Annotated in this window: 10 protein-coding genes; 7 read left to right on the forward strand and 3 right to left on the reverse strand. The window is 67.8% G+C overall.

The genetic code is table 11. The annotated features are described in order from the left end of the window. Positions 1-41 precede the first annotated feature (41 nt). Positions 42-1,316 (forward strand): ATP-binding protein, encoded by a 1,275-nt coding sequence (locus ACFTSF_RS03065; RefSeq protein ID WP_380152208.1) that lies wholly within the window; start codon positions 42-44, stop codon positions 1,314-1,316. 12 nt (positions 1,317-1,328) lie between these two features. Here the strand turns inward: ACFTSF_RS03065 and ACFTSF_RS03070 are convergent, their stop codons facing one another. Next, on the reverse strand, positions 1,329-4,298 hold the full coding sequence (locus tag ACFTSF_RS03070; protein ID WP_380152209.1) for a hypothetical protein: 2,970 nt from the start codon (positions 4,296-4,298) through the stop codon (positions 1,329-1,331). Between the two features lie 104 nt (positions 4,299-4,402). Here ACFTSF_RS03070 and ACFTSF_RS03075 point away from each other — a divergent pair, with 104 nt between their 5' ends. Genes ACFTSF_RS03075 through ACFTSF_RS03090 form a run of 4 tightly spaced genes read left to right on the forward strand, consistent with a single transcriptional unit; the run spans position 4,403 to position 6,803 of the window. Continuing rightward, positions 4,403-4,624 (forward strand): hypothetical protein, encoded by a 222-nt coding sequence (locus tag ACFTSF_RS03075; RefSeq protein ID WP_344152784.1) that lies wholly within the window; start codon positions 4,403-4,405, stop codon positions 4,622-4,624. Next, complete coding sequence (locus tag ACFTSF_RS03080) at positions 4,581-4,832, forward strand: acyl carrier protein (protein ID WP_380152210.1); 252 nt, start codon at positions 4,581-4,583, stop codon at positions 4,830-4,832. Before ACFTSF_RS03075 ends, ACFTSF_RS03080 begins: the two co-directional genes overlap by 44 nt. Continuing rightward, positions 4,829-6,070 carry an AMP-binding protein gene (locus tag ACFTSF_RS03085; RefSeq protein ID WP_380152211.1) on the forward strand — a complete coding sequence of 414 codons (1,242 nt, stop codon included), beginning with the start codon at positions 4,829-4,831 and terminating at the stop codon, positions 6,068-6,070. The genes ACFTSF_RS03080 and ACFTSF_RS03085 overlap by 4 nt, the downstream gene beginning before the upstream one ends. After that, positions 6,063-6,803: an SDR family NAD(P)-dependent oxidoreductase gene (locus ACFTSF_RS03090; protein WP_380152212.1), complete on the forward strand. Its 741-nt coding sequence runs from the start codon at positions 6,063-6,065 to the stop codon at positions 6,801-6,803. The genes ACFTSF_RS03085 and ACFTSF_RS03090 overlap by 8 nt, the downstream gene beginning before the upstream one ends. A gap of 14 nt (positions 6,804-6,817) precedes the next feature. On the opposite strand, the gene ACFTSF_RS03095 is transcribed toward ACFTSF_RS03090, so the two are convergent. Beyond that, the gene (locus tag ACFTSF_RS03095; protein ID WP_380152213.1) at positions 6,818-8,188 is read right to left on the reverse strand and encodes an FAD-binding oxidoreductase; all 1,371 of its coding nucleotides are present in this window, start codon (positions 8,186-8,188) and stop codon (positions 6,818-6,820) included. Positions 8,189-8,354: 166 nt separating this feature from the next. Here ACFTSF_RS03095 and ACFTSF_RS03100 point away from each other — a divergent pair, with 166 nt between their 5' ends. After that, a complete protein-coding gene (locus tag ACFTSF_RS03100) occupies positions 8,355-9,575 on the forward strand; it encodes a DUF2786 domain-containing protein (RefSeq protein ID WP_380152215.1) in 1,221 nt (406 codons plus the stop codon). Next, positions 9,572-10,087 carry a dTDP-4-dehydrorhamnose 3,5-epimerase family protein gene (locus ACFTSF_RS03105; protein WP_380152216.1) on the forward strand — a complete coding sequence of 172 codons (516 nt, stop codon included), beginning with the start codon at positions 9,572-9,574 and terminating at the stop codon, positions 10,085-10,087. The genes ACFTSF_RS03100 and ACFTSF_RS03105 overlap by 4 nt, the downstream gene beginning before the upstream one ends. Here the strand turns inward: ACFTSF_RS03105 and ACFTSF_RS03110 are convergent. Then, entirely contained in the window at positions 10,068-10,646 is a 579-nt protein-coding gene (locus tag ACFTSF_RS03110; protein WP_380152218.1) for a TetR/AcrR family transcriptional regulator, read from the reverse strand. The genes ACFTSF_RS03105 and ACFTSF_RS03110 overlap by 20 nt on opposite strands. Positions 10,647-10,669 lie beyond the last annotated feature (23 nt).

The following is a 10,669-nucleotide window of genomic DNA, read 5'->3' on the forward strand; positions in this document are numbered from 1 at the left end:
TAACAGTATGGTTTGAGGCCTGCTAATGGTAGCGTTGCCGGGTGGCAGACTATCTCGCACGTGTCGTGGACGCCGAGCTCGACGAACTGCTGTCCGGCCTGCCGGCGATTACGCTCGATGGACCGAAGGGAGTCGGCAAGACCGAGACGGCGCAGCGTCGAGCCCGGACTGTCTACACCTTGGACGATCCGGCGCAGCGACTGCTGCTGGAGGCTGATCCAGGTCGCCTCGATCGAGCAGAGCCGCCGGTCCTGCTGGACGAGTGGCAGTTGTACCCACCGGTGTGGGATCTCGTGCGACGAAGCGTGGACCGGGACATCGCGCCGGGACGCTTTCTGCTGACCGGCAGTGCGAGTCCGGTCAAGGCTCCGACGCACTCCGGCGCAGGTCGCATCGTGCGGCTGCGGATGCGGCCGATGGCGCTGTCGGAGCGTGGTCTGGAGTCTCCGACGGTCAGTCTGCGGGGCTTGTTGACCGGCTCGGGGGTGCCGGTTGACGGCGCGACCGATGTTCGGTTGGCCACGTACGCCGAGGAGATCGTCAGCTCGGGCTTCCCCGGCATCCGGCCGTTGGCGGCCCGGGCCCGGCGCGCGCAGCTCGCAGGATACGTCGACCGGATCGTCGAACGGGATTTTCCTGAACAAGGCCATCTGGTGAAACGTCCGGCCACGCTCCGAGCCTGGCTGGCTGCCTATGCGGCAGCGACTGCGACCACCGCGGCCTACAACGCGATACTCGACGCGGCGACTGCGGGAGACGCCGACAAGCCGGCCAAGACAACGACGATGGCCTATCGCGATGTGCTCAGCCAGTTGTGGCTGCTCGAACCACTCGAAGCCTGGCTCCCCACTCGCAATCGACTCAGTCGGCTGGCGTCGGTGCCCAAGCACCATCTTGCCGATCCTGCGCTCGCTGCCGCCTTGCTCGGCGTCGGCGCGACAGCGCTGCTCGACGACGTGACAGGCGAGCGGCCGCGTATTCGCGACGGAGTCCTGCTGGGACAGCTGTTCGAGTCCTTGGTCACGCTGGATGTCCGCGTCTATGCGCAGGCCGCCGAGGCGACGGTTCGTCATCTGCGGACGAGGAACGGCGATCACGAGGTGGATCTGATCGTCGAACGCGCGGATCATCGCGTCGTGGCGATCGAGGTGAAGTTGTCGCCGGTGGTGACCGATGACGACGTCCGCCACCTGCACTGGCTGAAGGCTCAGATCGGTGATGATCTGCTTGACGCCGTGGTGATCTCGACCGGCGGCGAGGCCTATCGACGTCCTGACGGCATCGCCGTCGTCCCGGCAGCGCTTCTCGGCCCCTGACGGGCTGCGGTGCTAGGTGCCAGGGGTCGTGCTGGTTTGGGAGGGTGTGAAGTTCGGAGTGGAGGCGCTGCCGGTCGGCAGCGTTCCGCTCGGGAAGGGTTGGCTCGGGGTGAAGGTGCTGCTTGGCTGCTGTGTCGGGAGCGTGCCGCTCGGCTGCTGGCTCGGGAACGTCGGGAAGCTTGGCGTCGGGCTGGGGAACCCTGGTGTGCCCGTCGGGAAGCTCGGAGTCCCGGTCGGGAACGACGGAGTCGGTGTGGGCGTGGGGAACGGGCTGTTCGCCGGCGGTGGGGGGTAGAGCTGGTAGACCCGGACGTTGCCCAGTTCGAAGCGCAGGTCGGTGAGGCGGTCGAGGTTCTTCGGGGGCTGGGTGACGCGGTCGTCGAGCAGGAGCCACTGGACGCCGTACTTGGTGCGCAGTGTCTCCAGGAGTTCGCGGGTGGGGTTGGTGAAGACCTCGTCGTTGAGACGGAGCTTCTCCTGGTCCCAGTAGTCGCTCTGCGGCTTGCCGGGGTAGGTGTCGTCGACGCGGGTGCGGTAGGCCCAGCCCTGGACCAGGACGCGGCGCTCGGCGTAGCCGGCGATCCAGTAGGAGCCGGCCAGGCAGCGGGTGGTGCTGGGTTTGTGGCAGTGCACGTTGGTGGCTATCCGGTCGTTGGAACCGGAGTTGCGACGGATGAAGCGAGCGGCCTCGATACCGCCTGGTGCGATCGACTCGTACTCCGTCAGTGACGGAGTAGCGAATTTGCGCACCGACGCCAGTGTCGGGGAGACCGTGGTGCCCAGCAGGACGGCGACTGCGATGACAGCCCAGGTACGGCGGGAGCCGCGCAGAATCAGCCCGAAGAGTCCGATGCCGATTGCTGCGATCACCAGCGCGACTGCGAGTCCCTGGCCGAAGCAGTTGGTCGAAGTGCACGAGTCGGGGGAGCGGTAGCGACCCCAGTAGATCGCCGCTGCGCCGATGAGCAGTGCGACGGCGGCAATCCAGTACTGCTTGCGTTCTAGTGAGCTCAGACCCCAGGTGGCCAGCAAAACGCCGTACAGGAAGCCGGTGCGGACGAAGAAGAGCTGTGCGCCGCCCTCGTCGTACAGGAGGGATGCGGCTGCCACTGCGGCGAGTAGACCGAAGACTAGGAACACTGGGAGCGGGTCGCGGCGTACGCGGCTTCTGATCAGCAGAGCGCCGGCGGCAGGCATCAGCCAGCCGACGACGACCACCGCGATGATCACCGGGAGCTTTCCACCGAGCAGGTCGAAGGTGCGGGCTGGGGCGAAGCGGACGCTGGACTCGGTGCCACGCAGTACGACGAAGAAGCTCAGCACGTAGGCCGCAGCGAGGCCCAAGCCGAGCACTAGACCGCGCAGGTTGACTCGGCCTCGGCGGACGGTCAGATAGACCCACGCGGCGGCCAGGCCGGCGCCGTACACGGGCAGTGTGGTCGCCTTGGTGAGAGCAAGCGCAGCGACCAGTACGGCGGCCGCCACCAGCAACCGGAAGATGTGCGCGCGGGGCGCGCGGCCGGGCTGTCGACGCAACAGCAGTGCTGTGACTGCGATGAGCGGTAGCAGCAGCACGGTCGAGAACGCCTGCGGCGGGTTGGTGAGCTGGCCGAGTGAGAACGGCCCGTCGGAGAAGACTCGGTCCGAAACGGCCCACGGCCATGAGGTGAGGTCCCCGGCCGCCACTGTCAGTCCGGCCGCGATCGGTGCGGCGACTGCGCGCCCGGTCAGCAGCATGCCGACCGCGGCTGCGCCGACCACCGTGAGGAGGATCCACGCGAACGGGATCATCCGGTGCGTCAGTACGTCGAGCGGAATGCTCGTGATCCAGTGCGATGACGCGATGTGGTCGTACGCCGCCCAGTGGCTGGTCAGCCAGCGGCCGTCGGCGTACGGGAGTCGTGGGGGGAAGTGGTGGGTCAGTTCACCCGCGATGGCGAGGTTGTGGGGTGCGTCGGAGTTCGGCCGGAGGGCGGCTGTTCCGTTTAGCGGGATGAGCTGCGAGCCGGTGCGGACGAACCACGCGGCAGTTGCGCCGACTGCCACCATCACACCCGCAGTCGCCCACCATGGTGTCGGTCGCGGGGCTCGTGGGGTACGGGGGAGCGCACGGACCATGCCAACTGCCAGTGCGGGCATCAGCAACGCCGCAAACGGCATGCTGAACAGCATCCCGACCGGATACACCAGTGCCTCAACCGCAAGCCCGAACGCAGTCCCGAGCACCACGTCCACCGTGAACCACCCGGTCCCACCGGTCAGCCGCCGCCAGAACATCGTCCCCGGGATCGCGATCACCACGAGGAAATAGGCCAGGTACGCGATCGGCATCCACACCGGATGCTCCTGCAACCCCACAAACCACGCCAACGGCAACACCGGCAAACTCACCAGCCCCGCCGTACTCATCCCCCGCCCACTACGCCGCCGCTCCCCCCGCCCCCACAACCGCCTCTTCGGCGAAGCAGGAGGAGGGGAAGGAGGAGCCGTCGCACCCTCAGCCACCTTCTCGCCGGCCTTGTCCCCGGGCTTGCGTTCGGCGTTGTCCCCGGCCTTGTCAGCCGGCTTGCCTGCGGCGTTGTCCTCGGGTTTGCCTTCGGCGTTGCTCCCACGCCCGCTACGCCGCCGCTCACCTCGCCCCCACAACCGCTTCTTCGGCGGAGCAGGAGGAGCGGAAGGAGGAGTTGTCGCGCCCTCAGCCGCCTTCTCGGCGGGTGCGTCGTTGGCCTGGCCCTCGGCCTGGCCCCCGGCAGCCTTGTCCTCGGCGGCCTTCTCGCCGGGCTTGTCCTCGGCCTCGCCCCCAGCCGCCTTGTCCTCGGCCGCTTTCTCGGCGGGGTTGCCCTCGGCCTTGCCGTCCGCCCTGCCCTTGGGTGTGCCCTTTGGGGCATCGGCCGGGGGCTTTGGGTCGGCTGGGACGGGGGGCAGCTCTTGTGTGACCGCCTCTGGTGCGGTCTTCGGGTCCTCCTCGCCAGGTGCGGTCACCCGGAGAGTCTAGGCATGCGACGGCAGCAACGAGCCGTTTACCACCGGCATGATCCCCTTTACACTCAGTAACCTCCCAGGTCTCGCAGCATCCGGGAGGTCCCATGGTCGTCCTCCACATCGCCGGCCTGCCGGTCGAAGAGGTTCTGCTCGCCGCGATCGCTGCCGCGAGTCCACTGATCGCGCTGATCGGCTGGGAGATCTCCAGCCGGGTGAAGCGGCTCAAGGCGGCCCTCCGGCGCGCTCCCGCGGATCCGGCCCGGGGTACTAAGCTCCTGGACCATGAGTGCGGTCGCGCGGGTCAGGGTCCGGGAGTTGATGGGTGAGGTGATGACCGCACAGGGCAGGTCGCTACCGGCCGACGACACAGCCGAGCTGCGCGAGATCGGATTCCGCTCGCTGGACTTCTCCGAGCTCGCACTGCGAGTCGAGGACGAGCTGGGTGACGAGCTGAACTTCGATGCCCCCGGGCTGCGCCGGATCGCCACCGTCGGCGACGTACTGGACTTCATCGAGCAACTCCAGACGGCGTGACTACGAGGCGCCGGACCACCGCACTGATCGGTGACGACAACACCGTGGTCGTCGCCGGCAAGAGCCTGACCTGGCGGACGCTGCACAAGCTCCCACAGCTGCCCTCCCCGGCCGCAGTGCTGGTCGACAACGGCGCTGACGCGCTGGCGGCACTCAGACACCATGCAGTGCACGGCACTGAGCTCTTGGTCGCGACCAGCTCGCGAGTAGACGAGTACATGCGCGAAGAGCTCGGTGAATCCGGCTTCTCGATCGTCCTGCCCGACGGAGAGGTGACTCCGGCCCGGCTGAAGCGAGTGGAGGAGTCCGGTCGCGCATGGCTGCTCACCTCCGGTTCGACCGGCCGCCCGAAGCGGATCGGTCATACGCTCGAGTCACTCACCACAGTGACCGCAGACCAGCCGCCGCGCACCTGGCTGCTGCCCTACTCGCCCGGGACCTACGCCTGGTGGCAGGTCGTCACGATCTCGCTGACCCAACAGGACCAGGGCCTGGTCGTGATCGAGCCACACGAGCTGGAGGACTGGCCTCAGACCGCCGCCCAGCACGGCGTCACAGCAGCATCCGGTACGCCGACCTTCTGGCGGCAGGCGATCTACCGCGACTCCGAGGCGTTGGCCGCCGTACCGCTGGAGCAGATCACGCTCGGCGGTGAGCCGGTCGACCAGGCGATTCTCGACCAGCTCCGCGACCTGTTCCCGAAGGCCCGGATCTCGTGGATCTACGCGTCCTCCGAGGTCGGCGCTTCGATCGTGGTGCACGACGGAAAGGCGGGCTTCCCGCGCGAGTGGCTGCAGCGCGCGCCCGATCCGGACCGCCCGATGCTGTCCGTCGAGGGCGACGAGCTGGTGATCCGCTCACCGCACCACGGCGCCGGACTGGTCGGTGCGGTGCACACCGGCGACCGGGTCGAGTACGACGGCGACCGAGTCCTCATCACCGGCCGTCTCGACACCGACGAGATCAACGTCGGCGGCTCGAAGGTGTCGGCCGGTGTGGTCCGCAACGTGCTCATGGGACACCCAGGTGTCTCCTGGGCGCGAGTATTCGCCCGCAAGGCCCCACTGGTCGGCCGGGTGGTCGCAGCCGAGGTTGTGTCGAACCACTCGCTCGGTCCGATCACCGACGCCGATCTGGTGCAGTGGTGCTCGAGCCGACTGCCGGACTACGGCGTACCGCGGCGGATCCGGTTCCTGGACGAGATCCCGCAGAAGGAGACGCTGAAAAGCGATGTCTGAGTCCGTACCGCCCGCGTCGGTCGTGCTGGTCTCGGGTGGTTCCCGCGGCCTCGGTCTGGCGATCGTCACCGACCTGCTCGCCGCAGGGATCAAGGTGGCCGCGTTCGCCCGCACAGTGACCCCAGAGCTCACCGCACTCGCGTCCAAGTACCCGGACCACCTGTACGCCGGTTCTGTCGACATCAACGACTCCCCAGCCGTACAAGCGTTTGTGAGGACCGTGGAGTCGACACTCGGCCCGGTCGACGGCCTGGTGAACAACGCTGCGATCGGTCAGGACTCTCTGCACGTCCACACCAGCGCGGAGCGGCTCGAGGACATCATCCAGACCAACCTGACCGCGCCCCTGAGCCTCACCCGGTTCGTACTGCGCCGGATGCTCGCCAAGGGTCTGAAGGGCCGGATCGTCAACGTCACCTCGATCTGCGCCCAGCGCGGCTACCCAGGCCTCGTGGCCTATTCGGCAACCAAGGGCGGCATGGACGCGGCCACCCGCTCACTCGCTCGTGAGCTGGGTGGCCGCGTCCTCGCCAACGCCGTTGCGCCCGGCTTCTTCGCCTCCGAGATGTCAGCAGTGCTCGGACAGAACCAGCTGGACCAGATCGTGCGCCGTACTCCGACCGGCCACCTGACCGAACCGGAGGACGTCGTCCCCGTGGTCCGGATGCTGCTGCTGGACAACACCAACATCAACGGTCAGGTGCTGGTCATCGACGGAGCAGCGTCGATCTAGGCCGCCAAAATGTCCTAGGCAGGCCGAATGTTCTGGTTGCGGTGGAACACGTTGTCCGGGTCGTACTTCGCCTTGATCTGCTGGAGCCGCTCGTACTTGCTCCCGTACGTCGCTCGGAGCCGGGCGTCGTCCACCTCGGTCATACCGTTGACGTAGCTACCGGTGTCGGGCCCGCCCAGCTGCAGGGCCTGCCAGAACGTGCGGACCCACTCCTGCTCACCCTCGAACAACTCCGGCACCGGCGACTGGCCGACGATGAAGACGGCGTACTGGTCGTGCCGCGCGCCACCGAAGGCGGTGGCGTCGTCGTCAACCGCGGAGTACGCCTTGTCGAGCCGGTAGAACAGGGTGACCGACATCGGCGACTTCTTCAGCGGCACGTGCTCGGTGACGACAGCGATGGCCTCATCGGTCAGCTCGGTCAGGTAGGAGCCCTTCTCATAGGAGTAGTGCCCCCAGGCGTTCGGCTCGTCCAGCGACTGCTGCAGCGCGGTGAACGGCATCGGTGTCACCAGCTCGAACGCCGGAGCCAGCTCATCGCGGATCTGCTGCAGCACAGCAGCGTGTTCCTCGGCCGAACCGAGGCCGACGACGACCAGACCGTAGCCCGTCGCGAAGTGCAGCTCGGCCGGCACGAACGGCTCCGGCGGTGCGCTCAGAGCGGCGATGATGATGTTGATGTCGGTCGACAGCGTCGGGTTCAGGTCCCGGGCCAGCTTCAGCACCTCGGTGCCCTGATCGGCGCTGAAGAACAGCAGGCCGTAGTTGATCATCGGCCCGGCCTCCTGCAGCCGGAACTCGAACTCGGTGACCACTCCGAAGTTTCCGCCACCACCGCGGACGCCCCAGAACAGATCCGGGTTCTCGTCCTCGGCGGCGCGCAGAACGCTGCCGTCCGCCGTCACGATCTGCACGGACTCCAGGTTGTCGATCGACAGCCCGTACTTGCGAGTCAGCCACCCCATCCCGCCGCCGAGCGTCAGACCACCCACTCCGGTGTGGCTGACCACACCAGCCGGTACTGCGAGGCCGTGCGGCTGCGTGGCCGCGTCGATGTCCCCCAGCAGCGCACCGCCCCCGACGCGGACCCGCCGAGCCTCAGCGTCGACTGTCACCGTGTTCAGACCACTCAGGTCGATCATCAGACCGTCGTCGCCGGCCGATGCGCCGGACATACTGTGCGCACCGCCGCGGACCGCGATCTCCAGGCCGTTCTCCACCCCGTAGCGCACAGCAGTCACGACGTCCTCGGCGCTCCGCACCTGGGCGATCACTGCGGGTCGCCGGTCGTGCACCGCGTTCCACAGTCGCCGCGCGTCGTCGTACCCGTCATCCGCGGGCGTCAGCACCGCCCCGCTGATGCTGAACTCTGCAAGCTGAGTCATCACATTCCTCCCCGATTGTGTTGTCGCCAGGCTAAGTTCCTGGACCCTGCGGGGCGGAGGTCCTTTAGGGCAGATTTTCGCGCGCATCCGCTTCCGGCACCAGGTTTTCCACAGGCTGTAACGGATCCGTTTGGGTGCGGCTCCGGACGGTGTCAGACTCGACCGCGTGAGTGACGAGGAAATCCTGCGCCTGCTGCCGATGGCGGCCGCGATCGTTGCCCTGCACGACGATCGGTCCGATCTCGAGCTGGCCCGCCTGGGGGCGTACGACGAACGCGACCAGGCACAGGTGGATCGAGTGCTGCACGGTTTCCTGTCCGGCCTGCTGCGGACCACGTGGGAGCGTGGCTGGACGCCGTCCGACCTCGCTCAGCACGGCCGTCGCGAGTTCGATCCCGGCGTCGAGCCGCTCCTGACGGCTGCGATCGCCGCGGAACATCGCAGCTACCGCGACGACACGGTCGATCCGCGCTGGCTCGACCAACTCATTGACCTCGGCATCGAAACGCCGTACACAGAGCTCGATCTGACCGCCTGGGCCACCGGTCAGCGCATCGGGCGCTACCTCGCGTTGCGCCACACGCTCGCGCTGGCCGGCTTCCTGCAGTCGCTGCCGCCGCTGGCTCGGCTGTTCCCGTCTCCAGGGACGACGGTACGGCGAACCTCAGCCGACCGGCCCGCGGTTCCGGCGAACGCGAAGATGCTCTCGCGGATCCGCAGCCTGCTCGCGAAGGCGGAGGCAACCGAGTTCCCGGAAGAGGCGGAGGCGCTGTCGGGCAAGGCGCAGGAGTTGATGGCGAAGTTCGCGCTGGACCGGGCGCTGGTCGAGGCGGATCCCGCGGTCGAGATCCCGGACGACTCAGCCGCCCGGCGGATCTGGCTGGACACGCCGTACGTGTCGGCCAAGGCACAACTCGTCGGCTCGGTCGCCACGGCGAACCGTTGCCGCACGGTCATGATCGAGCAGCTCGCCGTCGTCACCGTGATCGGAGCGGACCTCGATCTGCAGCTCACCGAGATCCTCGCCACCTCCCTGCTGGTGCAGGCGAATCGCGCAATGATTGCCTCCGGCAAGCACATCGGTCGGTACGGCGAATCCCGGACCCGGTCGTTCCGACAATCGTTCCTGATGGCCTACGCGCAGCGGATCGGCGAGCGATTGCAGGCCGCGACGGAGGCGACCCAGGCCGCCGTACCGGCTGTGGATGCGGATCGCTTGCTGCCGGTGCTCACACGTCGCGAGGAGCAGGTGGAGGCCTTGTTCACCAAGCTCTTCCCGAACACGACGACCAAGCGGACGCGGATCACCAACGGCGCCGGCTGGCAGGCCGGGCTGAGCGCGGCCGACCAGGCGCAGATCGAGGCGCGCCGCCAGGTCCGCCGATGAAAGTGCACGAGACGTCGATCGAGGGTCTGCTGCGGATCGAGCTCGACCTCCAGCCGAACGCGGACGGCTGGTTCGAGGAGAGCTTCCACCGCGACAAACTCGCCGCCGCCGGAATCCCGCCGTACGACGTCGTGCAGCACAACGTCACATATTTCGAGCGAGCTGGGGTCCTGCGCGGGATTCACGCCGAGCCGTGGGACAAGTACCTGTCGCCGTCGGCCGGTGGGGTGTTCGTGGCGATCGTCGAGCTGCACACCGGGCAGGTGGAGACGTTCGAGCTCGGCCCCGGCGATGCGTTGTACGTCCCGCGCGGTCTCGGCAACTCGTTCTGCACGACCGCGCCGCACACGGTCTACAACTTCCTTGTGAACGAGTCTTGGTCGCCGGAGCGGATCGCGGTGAACCCCTTCGACCCGGAGCTGGCCATCCAGTGGCCGTCGCTCGAGCTCAGCTACACCGAGCGGGACGCCGCAAGCCCGTCGCTGGCCGAGGTCAGGACGCGGCAGGCCTGAGCCCGCACAGCACGATGTCGAGCAGGCGCATCGCCTGCTCCGGCTCGATGTCGCGGCCCATGTTGATCCCGCCGACCAGGCGCATGATGTCGGCCAGCTCGAGCTCGGTCCGAACGTCGCCGCTCGCCTTTGCCTTGGACAGCAGCAGCTCGCCGGCGTCCTGGACGTTGGTCTTGCAGACCTTGAAGAACGCGGAGTCCTTCCCCAGCGCCTCGATGAGCTCGGCGGCCAAGGTCTTCTTGGACAGGCCGTAGCCGAGGAAGCTGCGCAGCCAGGCCGCCAGCGCCTCGAACGGCGGCAGCTCCCGGTCGAAGTCATAGGCGCGATCGCAGACCGACTGGATCTCTTCGACGTACACGGCCTCGAGCAGGGCGGTCCGGTTCGGGAAGCGCCGGTAGAGCGTGCCGATGCCGACGCCGGCCCGGCGGGCGATCTCCTCCAGCGAGGTGTCGGTGCCGTGTTCGGCGAACGTCTGCCGGGCGGCCGTCACCAGCAGGTCGTAGTTCCGGGCCGCGTCCGCGCGGGTCGGCCGCATGGAGGGTAGCGGTGTCGAGACCATCGAGCCTCCCGTCGAAGGGTCAG

The organism is Kribbella sp. NPDC056951 (assembly GCF_042674205.1).
GTDB lineage: Bacteria > Actinomycetota > Actinomycetes > Propionibacteriales > Kribbellaceae > Kribbella > Kribbella yunnanensis.